This window comes from Mesorhizobium sp. W016, assembly GCF_054719485.1.
Genome location: NZ_JBTTIF010000002.1, coordinates 1729482 through 1749858 on the forward strand (window position 1 = coordinate 1729482; position 20377 = coordinate 1749858).

At 61.8% G+C, this 20377-nt stretch carries 19 protein-coding genes; 12 read left to right on the plus strand and 7 right to left on the minus strand.

The annotated features are described in order from the left end of the window. Positions 1 to 100: 100 nt before the first annotated feature. Positions 101 to 1450, minus strand: coding sequence for a sigma-54-dependent transcriptional regulator (locus ACYG9V_RS08770; RefSeq protein ID WP_352763784.1), 1350 nt, complete (start codon positions 1448 to 1450; stop codon positions 101 to 103). Beyond that, complete coding sequence (locus tag ACYG9V_RS08775; RefSeq protein WP_352763782.1) at positions 1447 to 3306, minus strand: sensor histidine kinase; 1860 nt, start codon at positions 3304 to 3306, stop codon at positions 1447 to 1449. Before ACYG9V_RS08775 ends, ACYG9V_RS08770 begins: the two co-directional genes overlap by 4 nt. 232 nt (positions 3307 to 3538) lie before the next feature. Between ACYG9V_RS08775 and ACYG9V_RS08780 the strand changes: the two genes are divergently transcribed. Together ACYG9V_RS08780 and ACYG9V_RS08785 are read left to right on the plus strand one after the other, a co-directional pair. Next, the gene (locus ACYG9V_RS08780) at positions 3539 to 4873 is read left to right on the plus strand and encodes a dicarboxylate/amino acid:cation symporter (RefSeq protein ID WP_460221937.1); all 1335 of its coding nucleotides are present in this window, start codon (positions 3539 to 3541) and stop codon (positions 4871 to 4873) included. A 135-nt stretch (positions 4874 to 5008) separates the two neighbouring features. Further along, a complete protein-coding gene (locus ACYG9V_RS08785; RefSeq protein WP_023711385.1) occupies positions 5009 to 5590 on the plus strand; it encodes a histidine phosphatase family protein in 582 nt (193 codons plus the stop codon). A 22-nt stretch (positions 5591 to 5612) separates the two neighbouring features. On the opposite strand, the gene ACYG9V_RS08790 is transcribed toward ACYG9V_RS08785, so the two are convergent. Continuing rightward, entirely contained in the window at positions 5613 to 6365 is a 753-nt protein-coding gene (locus tag ACYG9V_RS08790; protein WP_023687389.1) for a pseudouridine synthase, read from the minus strand. 149 nt (positions 6366 to 6514) lie between these two features. Between ACYG9V_RS08790 and ACYG9V_RS08795 the strand changes: the two genes are divergently transcribed. Both ACYG9V_RS08795 and ACYG9V_RS08800 read left to right on the plus strand, forming a co-directional pair. Next, entirely contained in the window at positions 6515 to 7279 is a 765-nt protein-coding gene (locus ACYG9V_RS08795) for a hypothetical protein (protein WP_352763777.1), read from the plus strand. Continuing rightward, positions 7269 to 8849, plus strand: a complete 1581-nt coding sequence (locus ACYG9V_RS08800; protein WP_352763774.1) for a GH3 family acyl-acid amido synthetase — start codon at positions 7269 to 7271, stop codon at positions 8847 to 8849. The genes ACYG9V_RS08795 and ACYG9V_RS08800 overlap by 11 nt, the downstream gene beginning before the upstream one ends. Positions 8850 to 8860: 11 nt before the next feature. On the opposite strand, the gene ACYG9V_RS08805 is transcribed toward ACYG9V_RS08800, so the two are convergent. After that, positions 8861 to 10054 (minus strand): cytochrome P450, encoded by a 1194-nt coding sequence (locus tag ACYG9V_RS08805; protein WP_352763771.1) that lies wholly within the window; start codon positions 10052 to 10054, stop codon positions 8861 to 8863. Positions 10055 to 10134: 80 nt separating this feature from the next. On the opposite strand from ACYG9V_RS08805, the gene ACYG9V_RS08810 reads away from it, so the two are divergent. Beyond that, the gene (locus ACYG9V_RS08810; protein ID WP_352763769.1) at positions 10135 to 11202 is read left to right on the plus strand and encodes a hypothetical protein; all 1068 of its coding nucleotides are present in this window, start codon (positions 10135 to 10137) and stop codon (positions 11200 to 11202) included. A gap of 369 nt (positions 11203 to 11571) precedes the next feature. Then, positions 11572 to 11781, plus strand: coding sequence for a DUF768 domain-containing protein (locus ACYG9V_RS08815; protein ID WP_023818760.1), 210 nt, complete (start codon positions 11572 to 11574; stop codon positions 11779 to 11781). Between the two features lie 76 nt (positions 11782 to 11857). On the opposite strand, the gene ACYG9V_RS08820 is transcribed toward ACYG9V_RS08815, so the two are convergent. Beyond that, on the minus strand, positions 11858 to 12316 hold the full coding sequence (locus tag ACYG9V_RS08820; RefSeq protein ID WP_023696662.1) for a hypothetical protein: 459 nt from the start codon (positions 12314 to 12316) through the stop codon (positions 11858 to 11860). A gap of 190 nt (positions 12317 to 12506) precedes the next feature. On the opposite strand from ACYG9V_RS08820, the gene ACYG9V_RS08825 reads away from it, so the two are divergent. The 6 genes from ACYG9V_RS08825 (at position 12507) to ACYG9V_RS08850 (ending at position 18183) form a co-directional block, all read left to right on the plus strand. Next, positions 12507 to 12770, plus strand: a complete 264-nt coding sequence (locus ACYG9V_RS08825) for a DUF982 domain-containing protein (protein ID WP_352763766.1) — start codon at positions 12507 to 12509, stop codon at positions 12768 to 12770. Positions 12771 to 12838: 68 nt separating this feature from the next. Beyond that, positions 12839 to 13438, plus strand: coding sequence for an SOS response-associated peptidase (locus ACYG9V_RS08830; RefSeq protein ID WP_023730999.1), 600 nt, complete (start codon positions 12839 to 12841; stop codon positions 13436 to 13438). Between the two features lie 726 nt (positions 13439 to 14164). Further along, positions 14165 to 14356 (plus strand): hypothetical protein, encoded by a 192-nt coding sequence (locus tag ACYG9V_RS08835; RefSeq protein WP_352763764.1) that lies wholly within the window; start codon positions 14165 to 14167, stop codon positions 14354 to 14356. Between the two features lie 17 nt (positions 14357 to 14373). Then, positions 14374 to 14586 carry a hypothetical protein gene (locus ACYG9V_RS08840; protein ID WP_352763762.1) on the plus strand — a complete coding sequence of 71 codons (213 nt, stop codon included), beginning with the start codon at positions 14374 to 14376 and terminating at the stop codon, positions 14584 to 14586. A gap of 71 nt (positions 14587 to 14657) precedes the next feature. Then, positions 14658 to 16019: a YcaO-like family protein gene (locus ACYG9V_RS08845; protein WP_352763759.1), complete on the plus strand. Its 1362-nt coding sequence runs from the start codon at positions 14658 to 14660 to the stop codon at positions 16017 to 16019. Positions 16020 to 16104: 85 nt separating this feature from the next. Further along, positions 16105 to 18183, plus strand: a complete 2079-nt coding sequence (locus tag ACYG9V_RS08850; protein WP_352888855.1) for a BTAD domain-containing putative transcriptional regulator — start codon at positions 16105 to 16107, stop codon at positions 18181 to 18183. Here the strand turns inward: ACYG9V_RS08850 and ACYG9V_RS08855 are convergent. Both ACYG9V_RS08855 and ACYG9V_RS08860 read right to left on the minus strand, forming a co-directional pair. Next, positions 18145 to 18555 (minus strand): hypothetical protein, encoded by a 411-nt coding sequence (locus ACYG9V_RS08855; RefSeq protein WP_352763755.1) that lies wholly within the window; start codon positions 18553 to 18555, stop codon positions 18145 to 18147. The genes ACYG9V_RS08850 and ACYG9V_RS08855 overlap by 39 nt on opposite strands. A gap of 21 nt (positions 18556 to 18576) precedes the next feature. Further along, a complete protein-coding gene (locus ACYG9V_RS08860) occupies positions 18577 to 20334 on the minus strand; it encodes a peroxidase family protein (RefSeq protein ID WP_352763753.1) in 1758 nt (585 codons plus the stop codon). Positions 20335 to 20377: the final 43 nt, after the last annotated feature.

Consider the following 20377-nt stretch of genomic DNA (forward strand, 5'->3'; position numbering starts at 1 on the left):
TTCAACACTTTCTGATGCCGACTTGCCACGGTTTTTTTGCGCCGGTTCACAAAATCTACCCTGCTTTCGGGTCCACACGCCTGAATACCTGGAAAATGAATTACCTGGAAAAATCGCTGCGCACGATGCGGTGCCGCTGCAGCTTGTCGTAGAAGGTCTTGCGCGGAATGCCGAGCGCTTCAATCGTGCGCCGGACATCGCCGTCATTGCGGCCAAGCGCCTCGCGGATGACATTGGCTTCATAGCGTTCCAGCCGTTCCGGCAGTGAGCTGGCGTCATCCGGCTCCGCCGGGGCGGAAGGTGGCGCTTGCGCCGCTTCCTCGAGTCCCAGCACGAAACGCTCGGCGAAATGCGCGAGTTCACGCACATTGCCCGGCCAGTCGTGCTGGCTCAGATGGCGGTGCACTGAGGCAGGCACGGCTGGCATTTGCCGGCGGAAGCGGCCGGCTGCACGCTCGGCGAAGTAGAAGAACAGCAGGGCGACGTCGTCGCGGCGTTCGCGCAGCGGCGGGATCGAGATCGTCACCACATTGAGCCGGTAGTAGAGATCCTCGCGGAAGGCGCCGCGCTGGCTGGCGTCGCCGAGATCGACCTTGGCGGCGGCGACGACGCGCAGGTCGACCGGCCGGATTTCATTGGTGCCGAGCGGCGTCACCTCGCGCATTTCCAGCACCCGCAGCATCTGCACCTGGGTCGAGGCCGGCATGCTTTCGATCTCGTCGAGGAACAGCGTGCCGCCGCTCGAATGCTCGATCCGGCCGATGCGCTTCTTCTGTGCGCCGGTGAAGGCGCCGGCCTCATGGCCGAACAGCTCGCTTTCGATGACCGTGTCCGGCAGCGCGCCGCAATTCAGCGCCACGAAATTGCCCCTGGCGCGGCGGCTCCAGCGATGCAGCAGGCTCGCCACCACCTCCTTGCCGGAGCCGGTCTCGCCGGTCACCAGAACGTCGACATCGGTATCGGCGATTTGCCGCAGCGTCCGGCGCAATCGCTCCATCGCCGGCGTCTGCCCGATCAGCGGCAGGCCGTCCTGCGCCTGTTCGGCGCTTTCGCGCAAGGCGCGGTTCTCCATCACCAGCCGGCGCTTTTCCGCCGCCCGTGCCACACTTTGCGCCAGCCGGTCGGCGGCGAAAGGCTTGGTGATGAAGTCGTAGGCGCCATCCTTGATCGCCTTGACCGCAACCGCGATGTCGCCATGCCCGGTGACCAGGATGACCGGAATGTCGGCATCAAGCTGCAAGACGCGGTCGAAGAGCTGCAGGCCGTCAATGCCGGGCATGCGGATGTCGGACACCACCACGCCGGGAAAATTGGCGTCGAGCCCGGCCAGCGCCTCGGCCGCCACCGCAAAGGCCGAGACGGAAAAACCAGCGAGTTCCAGCGTCTGCCGAGTGGCCCTCAGCAATTCGCTGTCGTCGTCGATCAATACGACCGGTGCGGTGTCCATCATGCTGCCCTGGCGAGGTGAATGGTAAAGCGCGTGCCGGCCTGGCCGCTCGCCACCTCGATGCGGCCGCCATAATCGGCGACGATGTCCTGCGAGATGACGAGGCCGAGCCCGAGGCCTTTTTCCTTCGAGGTGTTGAACGGCGTGAACAATGACTTGAGGATGGCAGGCGAAATGCCCGGCCCATTGTCGGCGACGGCAAGCGCCACGCCGTCGGCCGTCTCCTGGGCCGACACCTGCACCCTGGCGCCGTCGCGCCCGTCCAGCGCTTCCAGCGCATTCTGGAACAGGTTGATCAGCACCTGTTCGAGCCGCAGCCGGTTGCCCATCACCTTGAGCGTTACCGGCGGCAGCGTGATATCGAGCGCGTCCAGCCGGCCGGCAAAGCGGCTTCTGAGCAGCACCACGGCGCCCTCGATGACGCCGCGCAGTTCGACCGGTTCGGCTGCCGTGCGCCCCTTGCGGGCAAAGACCTTCAACTCTTCGGTGATGCCGCCGATGCGCTCGGTCAGCGCGGCAATCGCTCCAAGGTTCTCCTCGGCCGAGGCGGTCTGCTTGCGCTCCAGGAACACACGCGCATTGTCGGCATAGGCGCGGATGGTCGCCACCGGCTGGTTGATCTCATGCGCGACGCCGGCGGCAACCTGGCCGAGGGTAGCAAGACGGTTGGCCTGCACCAATTCCTGCTGCATGACCTGCAGCTTGGCTTCGGTGCTGCGGTGATCGGTGATCTCGGCCTGCAGCCGGTCGCGAGCCAGGCTGAGGTCATGCGTACGCTCGACGACGCGGCGCTCGAGCTCGATGCGCGCTGCCTGTTCGGCGGCGATGCGCATCTGCGCCGACTGACGGCGCCACAGGAGATAGCCGGCCAGCGCCAGCAACGGCACCACGACGCCCAGCGCCAGCAGCCGCATCTCACGCACCGCAGCCGCGATCGGCGCTTCGACCGGCACGAGATAATCGAGCCGCCATGGCGTCGATTGGACCAGTGTCGAAAGCCTGAGATATTCGGCATCGCTGCCGCCCGGTGTTATCGCATGCACCATCGACACGTCAGGGCTCAATGCCTCGGGGCGTGTGATCGGCAAGGGGATCAGCGGCGCGTTGCCGAATTGCTGGCTGCTCCGGATGGCGGCAGCCACCGGGCCGGCCAGCGGCGCGGTGGTCATGAAGCGCCAGGACGGCACGCTGGTGATCAGCACGACGCCGTGGTCGTCGCTGACATAGGCCGGCCGGTTGGCCTCATGCCAGTCGGCTTCAAGCTGGTCGAATTCCATCTTGACGACGACGACGCCGAGCGGCGCCGCCGCATTGCCGACGCGACGCGAAATATAGAGGCCCGGGCGCTTGCTGATGTTGCCCAGCGCAAAATATTCGGCCGTTCCCGATTGCATGGCGCCGGAGAAATAGGCGCGGAAGCCATAGTCGTTGCCGACGAAGCTGGTTGTTTCGCGCCAGTTGCTGGAGGCGATCGCAAACCCGTCGACGCCGGTGACGTAAAGCACCGAAGCCTTGGTGCCGGAGACCAGCCCTTCGAGCTTGCGGTTGAGCACGTCGATCGTGACAGCGCCCTTGTTCTGCAGGGCGTCATGCACCTGCTGGTCCTCGGACAAGAGCAGCGGCAGCGCCCGCGGGCTTTCCAGCACGGCGCGCAGCAACGCTACCTTCAGATTGGCATCGGTGCGGCCTTGCGCCGCCAGTGCCGCGACCTCGGCGCGGCGCGCGTAGAAGCCGGCGCCGGTGAGCGCCGTGGCAACGATCATCAGCGCGATCGCCGCAAACAGCAGCCAGGCGCGACGCGCGCTTTTGCCGAGTTGCTCGGGCGTCGGCGACAGGACCGCGGCAGGGCGTTGCAACATTCCCTATTTGTGCATAATTTCGCACAAAGCACAATTCAATCATGCGGATGTCCGCACTTGCGGTTGAGCGGCATCAGCCTCGATCGGTCGAATACCCAACAAAATCAATGGCTGCGGTAATGCCGCACAGTCTGGCACGGCAGTTGCAATCACCGATACAGCAGTCGCAAGGCTGCGGAAAGCAACTGCCCCGGGAGGTCGAGCTTTCGATCGGGGCGCCATGGAGGACGTCATGCAGCCAGCATTCGCTGCCGCCGAACCGCGCGGCAAGCTACCCTTTTACCGTCATCTCTACGTGCAGGTCCTGACGGCGATCGCCGCCGGCGTGCTGCTCGGTCATTTCTATCCCGAACTCGGTGCTTCGCTGAAGCCGCTCGGAGACGCCTTCATCAAGCTGGTCAAGATGGTGATCGCGCCGGTCATCTTCCTGACGGTGACCACCGGCATTGCCGGCGTCTCCGACCTGAAAAAGGTTGGCCGCGTCGCCGGCAAGGCGATGATCTATTTCCTGGTCTTTTCGACCCTGGCGCTGGTCGTCGGCATGGTCGTCTCCAACGTCGTCCAACCGGGCGCCGGCATGCACATCAATGCGGCGACGCTCGACCCCTCGAAGGTCGCCACCTTCACCGAGAAGGCGCATGACACGACCATCGTCGGCTTCCTGCTCAACATCATCCCCGACACCATCACCGGCGCCTTCGCGCAAGGCGACATTCTGCAAGTGCTGTTCTTCTCGGTACTGTTCGGCATCTCTCTCGCCCTGGTCGGCGAGCGCGGCCGCCCGGTCGTCGATTTCCTGCAGGCGCTGACCTCGCCTATTTTCCGCCTGGTCGCCATCCTGATGAAGGCCGCCCCCATCGGCGCCTTCGGCGCCATGGCCTTCACCGTCGGCAAATACGGCATCGGCGCGATTGCCAACCTCGCCTTTCTGATCGGCACCTTCTACCTGACGTCGCTGCTCTTCGTGCTGGTCGTGCTCGGCGCTGTCGCTTGGTACAACGGCTTCTCGATCCTCGCCTTGATCCGCTACATCAAGGAAGAGCTGCTGCTGGTGCTCGGCACCTCGTCCTCGGAAGCCGCTCTTCCCGGCCTGATGGCCAAGATGGAGCGCGCCGGCTGCAACCGCTCGGTGGTCGGCCTGGTCATCCCGACCGGCTATTCCTTCAACCTCGACGGCACCAACATCTACATGACGCTGGTGGCGCTGTTCATCGCCCAGGCGACCGATACGCCGCTCACCTATGGCGACCAGATTCTGCTGCTGCTGGTTGCCATGCTGAGCTCCAAGGGTGCCGCCGGCATCACCGGCGCCGGCTTTATCACGCTGGCCGCCACGCTCTCTGTCGTGCCTACGGTACCCGTTGCCGGCATGGCGCTGATCCTAGGGGTCGACCGCTTCATGTCGGAATGCCGGGCGCTGACCAACTTCGTCGGCAATGCAGTGGCGACGATTGTTGTGGCGCGCTGGGAAGGCGAACTCGACCAGACCAAGTTCGCCGCCGCCATGGCCGGCACATTGTCCGAGGAAGCCGACCTGGCGCTGTCGGGCGATCTGCAGCCCGCCTGACCGCTCCGGGCACTGACGTTTGAGCACAAGGCCGCAGCCGATTCGGTTGCGGCCTTTCCTTTTCCGCCTGCACGTGGCTGGCGCTGGCCGGGCCCTCCCGGGTAGGGTGCGGACGTAAAACCGAAAGGCCGGCGCATGAGCAATCCGTACCCCGAAATCTACCTCGTCCGTCACGGCGAGACGGAGTGGAGCGCTTCGGGAAAACACACCGGCCGCACCGACATACCGTTGACGGCAAAGGGCGAGGCGGCAGCTCGCGGCGTGGCGGACCGGCTCAAGGATCTGTCCTTCCAGGCGGTGTGGTCGAGCCCGTCGCAGCGAGCCTTCAGCACCTGCACGCTTGCCGGCTTCGGCGCTGCTGCCGTCAAGAAGGACGACCTGCAGGAATGGGACTATGGCGCCTATGAGGGCGTTAAGACCAAGGAGATTCTTGTGCAGCGCCCCGGCTGGCAATTGTTCCGTGACGGCTGTCCCGACGGCGAGTCGGTAGCGGATGTTGGTGCCAGGGCCGACAGGATCATCGCCGGGCTGCGGGCAATCGAGGGCAATGTGCTGGTGTTTTCAAGCTCGCATTTCCTGCGCGTGCTGGCCGCGCGCTGGCTCGGTCTGCCACCCGAAGGCGGTGCGCACTTCGTGCTTGATACCGCGAGCCTCAGCATCCTCGGCTATGAGCACGATCTGAGCGAGCCGGTGATACGCAGGTGGAACCAGAAGTAGTGTTTCTCAGCAAGCCTGCCTCTTAACGCGCGAGCACCGCCAATTCCTCCGATGTCAGATGCCGCGCCTTGCCCTTGGCGAGCTCGCCGAGCTGCAAACCGCCGATCGCCACCCGAACCAGCCTCAGCACCTCGATGTCGAATGCCCCGAGCAGGCGGCGGATCTGGCGGTTGCGGCCCTCGTCGAGCACGATTTCCAGCCAGGCAGTGCGGCCGCCGCTGCGCAGCAGTTCGATCGAACTTGCGGTCAGCAGTTCGCCGTCGACGATCGCTCCGTCGCGAAAGCGCGCCAGCATCGCTTCGTCGGGCGCGGTGCCGATCTGGACATGATAGGTCTTGGCGACATGCGAGGCCGGATCGAGCAGGCGGTTGGCCCAGCGCGTGTCGTTGGTCATCAGCAACAGGCCTTCGCTGGCCTTGTCGAGGCGGCCGACCGGCGACACGAAAGGCAACTCCAATTCCACCAGGCAGTCATAGACGGTGCCACGATCCTGCGGGTCATCGCGCGTGGTGACCTGTCCGCGCGGCTTATTGATCATCAGGTAGACTTTTGCCTCGCCGACGATCTGCTCGCCGTCGACAGCGATGCGGTCGCGGCCGAGATCGACACGCAGCGACGGATCGCGCACCACCTTGCCGCCAACCTGCACGCGCCCTTCGGCGATCAGCAGCTCGGCCTGCTTGCGCGAACACAGGCCGAGTTTGGAAAGCGCCCGGTTCAGGCTGACGCCTGCGCTCGCGGCCTGTTGTCGGACGATGTCTGGCGGCCTTGCCATGTCCTGCTTGTCATCCCAATGATCGGCATCGACAAATGCCACGCCCCGCATTGGCTTCGCAACCTGCCGACAATTGGTGGGATCGTTTACCGTGGATCGAAGGCATTTTTCGGTTGAAGTGTCGCTGCCTTGTCCCGTATGTCGCACGCATGGCATCGATTGACGGGGGGAAAACCGTGGCGCATGACGCCGGTTCGACCGAATCCGGAACGATGCCGGTGCGCGATCTCAGCAAAGACGATCGTGACGAGATGTTCCGCCTTTACGAGAAATACTACGATGCTGCCGATCGCGACCGGTTCGATCGCGATCTCGCTGAAAAAGAGGTCGTCGTCCTTATCCGACGCCGGCACGAGATCATCGGCTTCTCGACCATTTTCGTCGGAAGCCAGGAGATTGCCGACGACACGGTTCACTATCTCTTTTCCGGCGACACGGTTCTGGATTCATCACGCTGGGGCGATCCGGTGCTGCTGCGCGCCTGGTTTCGCGCTGCCGGCGCCGTCAAGGCAAGGATCGGCGAGGGCCGGCTGTTCTGGTTTTCCATCATGATGGGCCACCGCACGTTCCGCATCCTGCCCAATTTTTTCCGCGACTTCTTTCCCTCGATCGACGGACGAGATACCAGCGGTCTGGCGCGGATACGCAACGAGATCGCCGCAGTGCGCTATGAACAGTATTTCAATCCCGAGACCGGGCTGATCGATTTCGGCCAGTCGCATGGGCATCTGCGGCACGAATGGGCAGGCGTCGAGGAAACCGCCGCGCGCAACCGCTACGCGGCCTTCTTCCTCAAGGCCAATCCCTGGCATTTTCGTGGTGTCGAGCTTGCCTGCCTGGCCGAATTCGACATCGCCAACCTGAAGCGCTACGGGGCGACCAGCTTTGCCGAAGGCCTGGCGGATGGTCATTGACGCCTGGTCGCGGATTGCCGATCTCACCGCGGCTACCGACGCCGGGTTCCGCGCCGGGCTGAGCGGCGTCGAAACGGCCCAGCGCGGCACCCTGGCTGGTTTCATCAGTGCCAATGGTTCGACCGCGTTCGGCAAGGACCGCCGGTTCGCCGAAATCCGTTCGGCGGAAGCGTTTCGCGATCTGGTGCCGATCGCCGACTATGCCGCGCTCCAGCCTTACATCGGCCGGGCGATCGGCGGCGAGGACGGGGTGCTGACAACCGGGCCGATCCGGTTCATCGAGCAGACCGGCGGCAGTTCGGGCGGCTCCAAGAACATCCCCTATACGGACACCGGGTTGAGATCGTTCACCGACTGCCTTTATCCCTGGCTTGCCGACTTGATCCGCCGCCGGCCCGGCGTCACGCGAGGCCGCAGTTATTTCGCGCTCAGCCCCGTCGGCCGGTCGCTGGATCAGCGCATCGGCGTGCACCGGGTCGGCAGCCCCGTGCCTTTCGCCTATTTCGGCGCCTTGCGCGACAGCCTGATCGCCCTGTCTGCCGTGCCCATGGAGCTGCGGCTGCTCGCCGATTTCGAGAGCTGGCAGCGGCAGACCTGCCTGCATCTTCTGGCCTGCGAGGATCTTGCCCTGGTCTGGGTGTGGAGCCCTACCTATTTCACCGAAATCCTGCGCGCGATGCGGCGCGATGCCGGCATCCTCTTACCCCAGTTGACTTCGATGTTGACGGCAACGCACCCCGCCGCCGCGGTGCGCACCCGTATCGAAACGCTGGAGAAAGCGCTCCGTGACCCACAAGGCGACCTCTCGGTTATCTGGCCGCAGCTTGACACCGTCAGCTGCTGGACCGATGCATCGAGCAAAGGTTTCGCCGCCGAACTGCAGGCCCTGTTCCCCGCCGCCTTCATCCAGTCGAAAGGGTTGATGTCGACGGAAGCCGCCGTTTCATTTCCCTATGGCGACGGTCCCGGATCGATCCTTGCCGCGCGAAGCGGCTTCTTCGAATTTGTCGACGATGGCGGCACCAGCCATTTTGCCTGGCGGCTGGAGATCGGCCAGGCCTATCGGCTGATCGTCACCACCGGCTCCGGCCTTTATCGCTATGACACGCAGGACATGGTGAAGGTCGTCGGCTTCGACGGCGACACGCCGCGTCTGCAATTCGTCGGTCGCGCCGGCATGGTCTCCGATCTCTGCGGCGAGAAGCTGACCGAGGCATTCGTCGCTCATTGCATCGGTAAGATCGGGCTTGGCCAGCAGCAGGCCTATGCGCTGGTCGTTGCGGCAACAGAGCCGCATCCGCACTACCGTCTCTTCCTCGAAGCCGGACCGGCCGCTGCGGCATGGAGCGAAAAGCTCGATGCCGAACTCGCCGCCAACCCGCAATACGAATATGCCCGCCGGATCGGCCAGCTTGGCCCTGTCCAGGCGACGCCGGTCGAGGATCTCTATGGCCGGCTGAAACGCCATCGCCTGAAAGGCGGTATAAGCATTGCGGGGATGAAGGCGCCGGTGCTGTTGCGGCAGGCCGACAGTGAGCTCATCGCCGCGCTGGACGCGACCGGGGCTTGACCCCGCGCCGGTCAGGCAGCCAGCCGCAAGACGAGTGATTCCAGCCCGCGGATCGACGAATTGTCCATCCATGTCGGCTGTCCAGAGGCGGGTTCGATGCTGCTCCAGCGACGGAGCACTGCCTCCAGCAGCCGTTTTCCCTCCATTTCGGCAAGCGCCTTGCCGATGCAGACATGGGCGCCGCGGCCGAAGGCGAGGTTCTGCTTGCCCGAACGGCTGATGTCGAAGCGCTCGGCCTGGCTGAACCGGGCCGGATCGCGATTGGCTGCGCCGACGAGCAGGACGACCATCTGCTCCTTATCGATCGGCTGATTGTTCAGTTCGATAGGCTGCAGCGGCCAGCGGCAGATTTTCTGAACCGGGCTTTCAAGCCGCAGGGTCTCGGCAACCGCAGTGGCAACTAGATGCGGATCGGCCCGCAAGGCAGCCCATTGGGCGGGCGCGTGGGCGAGATGGAACAGCATGTTGCCAAGCAGATGCACGGTGGTCTCGTGCCCGGCGAAAGCCAGGAAGGCGATGTTGCGGCCGGCAACCGTCAGCCCGACGGCATCGACCAGCGCCGGCAATCCGACCAGCAACGGCGGCATTACGGCGCCGGCAAGGTGGCTGCGCAACAGCTCGGCGAAATAGGCCGACATTTCGTCGGCGGCGTTCGGCGCCGAGCCGAAGGCGTCATCGAAACCGGTATCGAGGATGGTGCGGATCGATGCCGACCAGGCGCGCAGCATCGGCATGTCTTCGGCTGGAACGCCGAGCAGCCGGCCGATGATGCGTTCCGGCACCGCGCGCGTGAAGGCGGCGACGACGTCGACCGTGCCGGACAGATCCGCCTTTGAAACGAGCTGGTCGATGGCCTCGTCGACCACGGGCGCCAGCACTGCCGTGCCGTTGCCTACAAAGGGCTGCTGCAGGGCTTGCCGGATGGCGGCGTGCGCCCGTCCCTCCTGATACATCAGCCAGTCATTGATGGCTGATCGGCCGGTATCGGCTTCGCCGCTCGGCGGGACATGCGACAGCTGCCGGTTGACAAGACAGGCCGAAACAAGATCGTATTTCGTTACGTAGACGTCGCCCCACGGCGCCTGCCAAACAGGCGCCTGCTGGCGCATCTCATCGTAGATCGCGTAGATGTCTGTAGAACCATTGAAGCAACCGGCGCGTACTTGCCGCCAGCTGTGGTCGGCCGATGGAAATTCTCCATGCATTTTCTTGTGAATAACCCCGGTTACCTCACCCTGAATCACAACCACCCGTCGAACTATGACCGGCGGGCAGGGTCATGGCCATGACCGTTGCCGCGGGCTTCAGCCCGGTCTATTACCTTTGTACCCGCCAGCACGCTTACACGATAGGTGTGTTCCTTGGCTATTACCCGCATGGGCTTGGCGATGTCTTGCGGATAATCCCTTATGAAGAGACCGGCAGTCTTGGCTCGGTCGCGCCGGGAACGTTCATTTTTACCGATTTCGAAAGGCTCACGCCGGTTCAGATGCAGGCGGCGACTGACCTGTTCGACAGCGTCGCTGCCCAGGATCCCGGCCTGCTCCTGCTGAACAACCCCGCCAAGGCGCTTGGCCGCTTTGACCTGCTGAAGCGGTTGAAGGGAGTCAGCCTCAACGGTTTCGATGTCCATCGCCTCGATCAGCGCCAGGCCATTTCGCGCTTTCCGGTGTTCGTGCGCTGGGAAAGCCGGCACGATCCGCCGCTGACCGGACTGTTGGACAGCGCGCAAGCGCTGGAAGTGGCAATCGCCGCCCTGCCGGAGCCTATCCGGCATGACCCGGACCTGATGATCGTCGAATATGGCGCCGCCCCCTCGGCCGATGGGCGCTTCCGCAAATATTCGGCCTACAAGGTCGGTTCCACCATTTATCCGCAGCACTGCTTCATCAACGAGAACTGGTACATCAAGTTTCCAAGCACCCGCTTCACTGAGGCGGACAGGGCTGAAAGCCGCGCCTATGTCGCTGACAATCCGCACGCGGCCGAGATCGAGGGGGTGTTCGCGCTAGCCGGGATCGACTATGGCCGCATCGACTACGGCATGATCGACGGCCGCATTCAGACCTTCGAGATCAACAACAACCCGACCGTCCTGGCGCGGCCTCCCGGCTGGGATGCGGGCGCCAATTACGGCCGATACGCCGATCTGCACGCAAAGGCGCTGCAGGGCATCATCCGGTCGGCATCATCCGCCCCGCCACTTAAGCTTGGGGACGGAAGCCGCAGCGTTGACGCAATCCACGCCGATGCCATGCGCAAAGTGCGTCGGCGCATCGCCTGGTTTTCCCTCAGGCGAAGCCTGTCGCTGCGCAGGCTCAAGAAGCGCCTTGTAAACCGTTTTCGCGGCTAGAGCCGGTCCATCCCGATGGAAATCGGGATGGTGCCCTATCTTGTTGTTTGAGCATAATCTTTTCCGAAAAACCGGATTCCACTTTTCGGGATCTGGGTGGGCCGATCCGCAGCCCGCGGTCCGGGAACCGCCTGAAGCGGGGTGCGGCCGAGGGTGCCTGGCGCGACCTGACAGCCGGCCAGGGAACGCTGCCCCGCGACGGACGTTGTTGCCGACGAGCGATTTGTCGCGAAAGGCACCGCCATGAAGAAAATCTACCAAAAACCGACGCTCGTGAAGCGAGGCAGGCTCACCAGCCTGACGGCTCAGATCGTCGCTTCTGGGGTCATTCTGGGTGAATAATCCCCAGATAACGGAAGGGATAAATCGATGAGCGAGCGCGGCGTTGATTTCCTGCAGGGCTGGATCCACGAGCACCTGCCGGGCGAACTGCCTGCCGACAAGGCAACGGCTCGAACCCTGACCACGCGAGCTGCCCTGGATGCTCGGCATTTAGGCCTTGAGGTCAGCGAGATCGAAGAGGAGTTCGATTCGTTGGAACGGGTGATTTTCGAGGCGCTCGATCAGCCCGATATATGAACCCATTGCAGGCGATATCGGCCCATCGCCATCCTGGCGGGGGCTTTTCCGTGATGGCATCCGTGGGTGCGCAGCCCTAGGCAGCCCGCGCAGCTGACGCTCCCCGTGCCGGCGGCAATTCGAACACAGTGGCGCCGTTCTCCCGGCCGCGTTCGACATAACCGATGACACGGAACCATTTGCCGACGTCGGCCCGCTGCAGCCAGCTGCGCGAGTGGATGGGCAGGTTGCCGGCCAGCGCCTGAATGTGGCGGATGTGGCGCCTGCAGAAGCGGACCGTCGCGGCGCTGAAGAAACCCTCCTGCGCGGCAAACAGCGTGTCGGCGGCGTCGCTGTTTTCGTGCCAGGCGACGATCGCCACCGTCTTGTCGCCGTCGACCAGCGCGTGCGCCCGGCCTTCCTTCAAATTCATCATCAGATTGTCGTAGGCGACCTTGCTGTCCTTGCCGGCGGCCACATACTCGTCCGACATCCGCGTGGACAGATCGCGGAAGACACTTTCGAGATCGCCGATCGTAGCTGCGCGTGCTCGCATTTCTCCTCCTGCAGCCCCGGCAGGCAGTTTGCCCTAGGCAGACGGGATTACCAAGCAAATCAAATCCGCCATTTGGCCGATGCGCGCAAAGTGATTTCAGAAGGCGGGTTTATTGCGTTGGCAAATCGCTCCCGTGGAACCGAACTTGCCTCCCCCGAATTGACTCGCGATCGCGTTCGGGAGGGGAAGCATGCAAGATCAGCATTTCGATGAGCCGGTTCGCGTGGCGCTCGGCAGGTCCAGAAACACGATCTACAAGGTGGAGCGTGTCGCGCAGGCCGCTGACATCCTCATGAACCGATGGCCCGTGAAGACAGGCGGCTATCACGTCGCCGCCCGCAAAGCCTGCCTTGGCGTTCTGGAAGGCCTTCAAGAGGCGCGCTATGCCCGCGCCCCCTTCGTCAACGCGGCGATCGAGGCCGATATCCTGGTCGAGCGCGACCGCGAGGGTTGAACGGCCACGGCTTTCCATCGCCTCTTTGTTTGCGTAACGTAAACTGGCAGACCGGTCGGGAGCCTTCCATGTGCAACGACTATGAGCAGCATATTCTCTGGGCTGAATATTGCCGGATGCTGGAGTCGCTGGCACTCGAGATCCCGACCCATCAGACCGAACTTGACCTGCCGCAGGTTGATGACATCCACATTAATGATCCGGCCCCGATCATGCGCGCCGCCGGCGACACCGGCGCTGTCGAACTGACGTCGATGACGTTCGGATTTCCACCGGCCGGACCGAAAGGCGGACCAGTGTTCAACTTCCGCTCCGAAGGCAGGCAATTCGCCGGCAGCAAACGCTGCCTCGTTCCGGCATCCGCCTTCTTCGAGTTCACGGGCACGAAGTATCCGAAGGCAAAGCATCGCTTCACGCTCAACGGCTCGCCGTTCATGGCCATCGCAGGGCTTTGGCGTGAAGCTGCCGGCAACAAGCCGCCAACCTTCACCATGCTGACAACCGAGCCTGGACCGGATATTGCGCCCTATCACAGTCGGCAGGTCGTGGTGCTTCGGCCCGGCGATTGGGCGGCTTGGCTCAGTCTGACGAAGCCGGAAGCCGAACTGCTGCAGCCGCTTCCAGCCGGCTCGCTGCGCGTGGAGACCGTGCGCCCCGAAAGTTCATAACTCGGTTGCGCAGGCTTGCCGGCACAGCCGGCAGGCCGAAATCAGGAATCCGTCGGTGCGGCGCCAGGAAGTCAAGCCCTTGATGTTCAGAGAAAACTGGTGCCCAGAGGCGGATTCCAAAAGAAACAAATTTGACTTTGTTTCCAAGTGTTTGGCCCTCTGGAATCGTCACTGCGTGCCAACAGAAGTACCAACTAAATATTTCTGTGGATTATTTGATGAATGAGGAAGTGACGCCCTCCCGCCAGCCGGGTACGGCGCATGGCCACAACGAACATATGTTCCCAAGCGAACGCGGGCGAAAAGGTTGCTGACCGTGTAGACATAGTGCGGGCGGCAAAGCGGTTGAAGCTCAAGGCCAAGATCGCCAGGCCGTCGCCCAAAGGCTGGACCGGCTGCCGCTGCCGGCGATCATCGAAAAGACCGACAGCAGCCTCGCTGTGCTGGCGGCACTGTCGCCAGGCAAGTCCTGCTCCAGGATCCGCACGCCGGGGCGCCGCAGGAGCTTGCGCGGACCGACTTCGAGGCGCTGTGGAGTGGTTTCGTCGTCCTCGTCAGCAGCCGCGCCTTTGTGCAAGGTTTTTCGCGGCGTTTCGACTTCTCCAGGTTCATTCCCGAGATCATCCGCTACCGCTAGATCTTCGCTGAGGTGCTGCTCGCCTCGTTCTTCGTGCAGCTGCTCGGCCTGATCTCACCTATTCTTCTTCCAGCTTGTGATCGACCAAGGTGCTGGTCCACAACGGCCTGACCACGCTTGAAGTGCTGGTCATCGGCCTGTCGGCGGTGTCGATGTTCGGAGTGCTGCTCACCGGGCTTTGCACCTACACCACCATCCATGCAGCAATCGCTACTCAACGACAACCAGTCGCCGATCGCCGTCGACCGCGCTCGGATCGCAGCCCGAATGACTGCTCGTGACGGATATGAGAATCCTGTTGGCAACGCTCGAGGGCGCTGGTGCGGCCGGGATATGGACGCGCGCGAAAGCGCTGGAAGAGAGGCGCGTCATCTCGCCGGTCGTTTGGAGGGACCGGAGGTGTCATCAGGTTGACAATCAGCGGGCCGAGATCATCATCACTTTCAAAAGCTTGACGTTCTTTTCATTTGAGGCCGAGATCGGCGCGAGACCGATTCGGGCCAGAAAATGAACTTATGCAGGCGTTGTACAAAAGATACTGCGAGTATCCTGATCTTAGTTACCAAGGAAGCCGTGTTCATAATGGAAACCAAGACGCCCAATTCGGTGGCCACTTCCAACATATTCGAACTGGCAGCGGATCTCCTATCTGGAATACACGACCAGATTGAGTCAGAACGGGTGAAGGACATTTGGAGGTTCTTGGACCTGCTTGGGCTGAGTGATTCGGACGAGCCTTTGACCGCCGATGTGGCAAACAGCGACAACAGAATATCGCTCTTGCGTGCCGCAGCGAAAATAGGCGGAATTTTCCGACTACACTCCAGACACGCGCCGGGGTTGACGTTCTTCGGTGGTGCTGCCCGTCCGCCGTTGGTTCCGACTTCGGATAGTACATCTGTGTCCGTCAGTCTGAACGGAGCTGGAGAAACGCCTCGGGAGGCTTTCGGGGCCTGTATTGGGGAAGGTGTCGAATACCTGTCGCAGTTCCGACACGCGGACGATGCTATCAAAGAGGGACCTTTCGCAGACATCGCGATCTGGAAGGATATGAATCTTGCCGAGCGCCTGACCGATTGGGTGGGCCTCCCCGCCACAGGACCAGATCCGGTCGAATGGTTCGCCGCGACGAGGCTTCACGACGGCGAAGCTGGCTGCCTGCCTGCCTGTCTTATCTTGCGGCCTCCGGCAGGTGACAATTGTGATCTGGGACGTCTTGCCCTCGGCAGCGGCTGTGCGGCCGGGCCGACTTGGAGCGCGGCTGTGACCGCAGCCTTGTGCGAGGTGCTAGAACGCGACGCGGTTGCAATGTGGTGGAGGGGTGGCCGAGCCGGCAGACCGATTGCATTGGAGACCTTGGCCAAAGCTGGCGCGATCGACCTTATCGGCAGGATCAGGAAGGAGACGCAGGGTCGTGTGACAACACTCATCGACATATCGAGCGAATTCGAAATTCCCTGCATTGCAGCGATATCATTCGATCGGGACGGCAGCGGCTTTGCCGCCGGCTTCGCCTGTCGTCTGAATGCCAGACAGGCCTGCAGGGCAGCTATCGTCGAAATGTGCCAGATGGAGCTCGGCCATGACGTCGTCTCCGCCAAGCGCTCGAACTTGGGTGCCGACAGCCTGAACGAGGCAGACATCAGGCAGGAACAGCGCAAGAAAGAACGTCTGGCAAGCCTGGCTCACCTCGTCGATGGCTTGATGGGCGCCATATCACTGAACAGCACGGAACCAGAGAGCCTTTCAGAAGCCCTCTCTAGGCTGGCGTCCGCCGGTTTCCATGCCTACGCTGCCGATCTGACCCGCGCCGAATTCGCCATCCCGGTCGCACGCGTCATCGTCCCCGGGCTGCAACCATACCCTTCAACGTTCGTCAGCTCGCGGCTCGCGGAGGCTGCGTCGCATAAATCTCCCTATGCTAATGGTATTGATTTATTCTAATATTAGGTTTGATCGATATTCTCTGGCGGAGTGATCGACAAAACTCAAGATGCGATCAGCAGAACAGCCGCAGGTACCAGACGGAATGGACGGAAATATCCGGCTGACGATCTTTGGAAAGGCGGCTCTTGCCTACGAGGGCCGCGAGGTTCCAATCGTCAATCGCAAATCAATAGCATTGCTGGCTTACCTGGCAAATACGTTGCATGGTTCGGAGAGCCGCGAGCGCCTGGCAGGACTGCTGTGGAGCGAGTCAAGCGAGGAGAGGGCACGCGCTTCGCTGCGGCAGACTGTCGGTGATCTCAAGGATTGCTTGGCCGTCTGCGAAACAATGCCCTTCACCGCGGACAGGCTGAACGTGTATTTTCGATTGCCGCTCGTCCGCGTCGATCTGCACGAGATGCGTGAATCGCTGGCTCGCGGCACCATCGATCCGGTGCTGCTGGAAAGAAAGCGGCTCTGTGACAGCTTGCTTTCAGGCTTCGAGGATCTGGATCCGGGTTTCCGCACCTGGCTGATGGTGCAGCGTCAGTGTCTGCACGATGAATTCGTGCGGTATCTCGAAGATATTGTTGCTGCACCCCCTGACATCGCCATGCTCAAGCGTGCGGGTTTGGCGCTACTCAATCTCGACCCGACGCACGAGCTGGGCTGCAGGGCGGCGATGGAAGCATCGGCGCGGTTGGGCGATCTTGCCGGTTCGCTCCGCCTCTACAAGTCGCTTTGGGACGTCCTCGGCGAGGACTTCGACTCGGAGCCGTCCGAGAAGACGCAAGATCTCGTTCTCGACATCAAGATGGGTCGCGTGGAACCGCCGCGCGGCGCTGAACCAGTGGGTTCAAGTGGTGGAGAGCCGACAGCGCGCAACGCCGTAACGTTCTTCGGCTCGCAGTCGCCTCAGCCTCAAATCAACCAGAGTCTGTTTCTCTTCGTCGGTCCGTTCGAAGCCAGCGAGATCGCCACGATCGCCACGGCTTCGATCCGTATCTTCCGTCATGAGCTGGTTGCCTCGCTGGTCCGGTTTCGCGACTGGGGCGTGCTCGACCTGGAAGGAAGATCGCCTGTCGATGTTGGCCGGCCAGCCTTCTTGATTGAAGCCACAGCCTTCGACGGCAATGGCTCGCTGCGCGTTGTCTTGACGCTGAAGGAGATCGCTACGGGGCGCTTCATCTGGAGCGAACAGTTTTCGATCGAGGCCACCGATTGGTACCAGACCCAGCAGCGGATGATCCGGCGCATCGCGGTCGCGCTGGACGTCAGCATGTCGTCCGAGCGCCTGACCCAAGTATCGAGCATCCCGGATCTGTCACTCGACCAGTTCGACAAATGGCTGAGGGCGCAGGAACTGATTTTCCGGTGGCGCCCGCAAGATGAAGCCAAGGCCGAAGCGCTCTTCCGTTCGATCATCAGCGAGGCGCCACGGTTCGCTCCCGCCTACTCCGGTATTGCGGGCATCCTGAACTCCCGTCACCTGATCTTTCCGGGCATCCTGCGCGCCAAGGACCAGCATGCCGAAGCCCTCAGCCTTGCCAAGACCGCGGTGCAGATCGATCCGATCGATTCCAGGACCCAGCTTCACCTCGCCTGGTCCTATGCAATGAACGGCATGCCTGACAGGGCCGGCCTGAACTTCCTGTTGGCCTGCGAACTCAATTCAAACGATCCCTGGACGTTGGTGTCGGCGTCACTCGGGCTCGCATATTGCGACGATCTCGACAACGCGGAGCGGCTTTCGAAGCTGGCGCTCGATATTGGTCTGGGCCTGTCCAAACTGCATTGGAGCTATCAGGCCAGCATCAGGTTCATCCTCGAGGATTTCGCCGGATGCATCAATGCGGCAAATCAGGCGGAAGACATCGTCTTCTACATCGGTGCCTGGAAGGCGGCGGCGTGCGCCATCGTCGGCGATCTCGACGCCGCGCACCTGGAATTCCAAAAGTTTGTTTCTCTCATTCGCGCGAACTGGTTTTCTGCCCAGCCACCGAGCAACGAAGAGGTCGTTCGGTGGCTGCTGCAGTGTTTCCCGATTGCCAGCCCCAAGGTCCTGGCAAATCTTGAGCGGGGACTCGAACTCGCGGGTTTGGCCGCGCCGAGGCAAGACCACACGCTGCTGCCGGCTGGCCTTCTAGCGGCAGCCCCGGATCGTGTAGTCGGCGATGCGTGAATAGAAGAGCGTCTCGCGCTTGACATCATCGAATTTGGCAGTGCCTTTGATGAAATCGAAATAAAAATCGGGTATGCCATATTCTTTTAGGCCACCCTTCTCTGTGTCCAACTTCTTTTTCGACTGCGTGACCTGATTGTTGGGCGGCAGGCGCATAAAGAATACGTGATCGTAACCTTGAACGATCTGTATTTCCTTGTAGCGGGCAGGAACGTCGACCATGCCACCAAGCTGTTTCTTGAATTCCGCCATGTCACGCGGCCTTGACTTGGGATTCTGCGCCCACTCCACCACCTTTCTGCCGACGCCTGGAAAATCCAGGATATCGATTGGATCTGGAAACACGTCGGGGTTGTCGACGGGGTCTGGCATGATGTTCCTCCTATGTTGGTGTTAGTTGGAAGCAAACGACGGATCTGCATTTTCCAGGCCAAGGGTTCTGGCCGTGAAACGAATTAGGTCCGCCATGTCGGAAGGCAGTCCGGTCGGGAAGAGCAATTGCAGCAAATTCCCCTCGATCCTGCGATCCAAGTCGATTTCGCCTGCAGTGGCGGCAAGTCTGGCGAGGAAAACGTCGCCGACGATGATCGAGCCGAGTGTCCCGAGACTGCAGCCGTCGGCCTCGTAGGCCGCCTCGAAGAGCAGCCAAAAGATCAGCGGCGGGTTGGTTGACAACTCGACCAATTCGGGCTCGGAAAAGTTGATGCGCGATGCTGTCAGCCAGTCTCGCAATACCTGCGCGCGCCTCGCATCATCGGCAAGCAAAAGAGAGCTGCCTCGAACGTCCGTTGGGAGGATTTTCAAGATTCTGTCCAAGGTGAGCAAGCCACCGACTGTTCCGCGGATCAGATCGCTGAACAGGAGTCCCGAGCAAAAGTTGTTGGGGAACTTGGTTTCGTCATCGTCATCGCCATCAAGAACTTCCCCGCCAGGCCCAGTTCCTACTGGAGAATTCGGGAACAGATCGGCGGTCAGGAGTTTTTCATTGAAGCATGGGCCGATCCGGCGGCTGAACTGAAGGCGGTTGGTGCCGGCGATTCTAAAGAACTTCGACCAGTCAGCGATCCACCTGAGATCCAAAGGAAATTTGTGTGGGCGTTCGGCGGAGCTGGTTTTGAGAATATCTCCGATGCCTTGCGGCTGATGGTCAGGATGTTCAGGTTCGTCATCGTTGAATGTGTAGTTTGTGCGCACCATGGCATGGCCGAGGCGATACGCTGCATGCGAGAACTCCAGAGGAATGCCGTCGGAGTTGGGTGCATCGGCCAGCGGCTTGTAGCCGTTGGCGACATATTGATCCCAGACCGCGCCTATCACCAGCTTGTTCAGCAGATCGTCCCTGATGATCCTGCGGTAGAGGAAGGAGGTTACCCAGCGGGCATTGGTAAACAGCTGACGCCCCCTGGGGGCGGGGTCGCCGTAAGTCGGCATGTCAGGCAACGCCCGTAAAGCAGTCACAACCGCGTTGTGGAGATGATGAAACAGGGCGGTGACCTGGGCAACAATGGCGTTGTCGTCATTCCTCTGTTCCGGAATGAGAATGTCGGGTCGCCCGGAGTCCACCGGCGTGTTTTCGCTCAGGTCGGATTGCTGAAATCGCGGAATGTCGCGATAGGCAAAAGGACACTTTCCGGCAGCCCCAAGGGCCGGTTCGGGCGAAGCGGGTGGGGTGGAAATCGAGCCCGTGCGCAACATGGTTCGGAAAAATTCACCAGGGTGCGATAGCTGGTATAAGGAACCGCTGAAGGCCGGACCATCGCCATAGAGAGCGTCGAGTAACAAGGAGTTCTCGCGCATGTTCTTGCGGTTCGTCTCCGCCGCAGCTAGGTCCGTCAGCAAGGCGGAATTGCGGATAATGTCATGCGCCGCGAATTGCCCCAGATAGGTGTAGCCTGCGGGGATATTCTTGTTGACGTTCGCATCGCTGTGGGATGTAACGCCGTCCTTGAACGTATAGACCTCGTTCATCCGCCGCATCAGCTTGGCAAACATCACCTGGGTATCCCAGGCCTTTCCAAGACCGACATAAACATCCTTGATGTCGGGTGCATCACCAATGGTCATTCCGAAATTTCTGAAATGCGTGGGCGAAGCGCTCACGAAGATCGTCGTCAAAGCCGTATTGCCAGGCACGGTTACCTGGATGTCCATGGACACCAACAGATTATTGTCCGCCGCGCGGCGCCGATCCAAG

Coding starts and splice junctions, on each gene's coding strand:
- ACYG9V_RS08780 (WP_460221937.1), top strand. CDS start 3,539: ATGCAGCCAGCATTCGCTGCCGCCGAACCGCGCGGCAAGCTACCCTTT.
- ACYG9V_RS08820 (WP_023696662.1), bottom strand. CDS start 12,316: ATGCGAGCACGCGCAGCTACGATCGGCGATCTCGAAAGTGTCTTCCGC.
- ACYG9V_RS08805 (WP_352763771.1), bottom strand. CDS start 10,054: ATGCATGGAGAATTTCCATCGGCCGACCACAGCTGGCGGCAAGTACGC.
- ACYG9V_RS08815 (WP_023818760.1), top strand. CDS start 11,572: ATGAGCGAGCGCGGCGTTGATTTCCTGCAGGGCTGGATCCACGAGCAC.
- ACYG9V_RS08860 (WP_352763753.1), bottom strand. CDS start 20,334: ATGGACATCCAGGTAACCGTGCCTGGCAATACGGCTTTGACGACGATC.
- ACYG9V_RS08795 (WP_352763777.1), top strand. CDS start 6,515: ATGGCATCGATTGACGGGGGGAAAACCGTGGCGCATGACGCCGGTTCG.
- ACYG9V_RS08830 (WP_023730999.1), top strand. CDS start 12,839: ATGTGCAACGACTATGAGCAGCATATTCTCTGGGCTGAATATTGCCGG.
- ACYG9V_RS08845 (WP_352763759.1), top strand. CDS start 14,658: ATGGAAACCAAGACGCCCAATTCGGTGGCCACTTCCAACATATTCGAA.
- ACYG9V_RS08785 (WP_023711385.1), top strand. CDS start 5,009: ATGAGCAATCCGTACCCCGAAATCTACCTCGTCCGTCACGGCGAGACG.
- ACYG9V_RS08775 (WP_352763782.1), bottom strand. CDS start 3,306: ATGTTGCAACGCCCTGCCGCGGTCCTGTCGCCGACGCCCGAGCAACTC.
- ACYG9V_RS08770 (WP_352763784.1), bottom strand. CDS start 1,450: ATGATGGACACCGCACCGGTCGTATTGATCGACGACGACAGCGAATTG.
- ACYG9V_RS08850 (WP_352888855.1), top strand. CDS start 16,105: ATGGACGGAAATATCCGGCTGACGATCTTTGGAAAGGCGGCTCTTGCC.
- ACYG9V_RS08825 (WP_352763766.1), top strand. CDS start 12,507: ATGCAAGATCAGCATTTCGATGAGCCGGTTCGCGTGGCGCTCGGCAGG.
- ACYG9V_RS08800 (WP_352763774.1), top strand. CDS start 7,269: ATGGTCATTGACGCCTGGTCGCGGATTGCCGATCTCACCGCGGCTACC.
- ACYG9V_RS08855 (WP_352763755.1), bottom strand. CDS start 18,555: ATGCCAGACCCCGTCGACAACCCCGACGTGTTTCCAGATCCAATCGAT.
- ACYG9V_RS08790 (WP_023687389.1), bottom strand. CDS start 6,365: ATGGCAAGGCCGCCAGACATCGTCCGACAACAGGCCGCGAGCGCAGGC.
- ACYG9V_RS08810 (WP_352763769.1), top strand. CDS start 10,135: ATGACCGTTGCCGCGGGCTTCAGCCCGGTCTATTACCTTTGTACCCGC.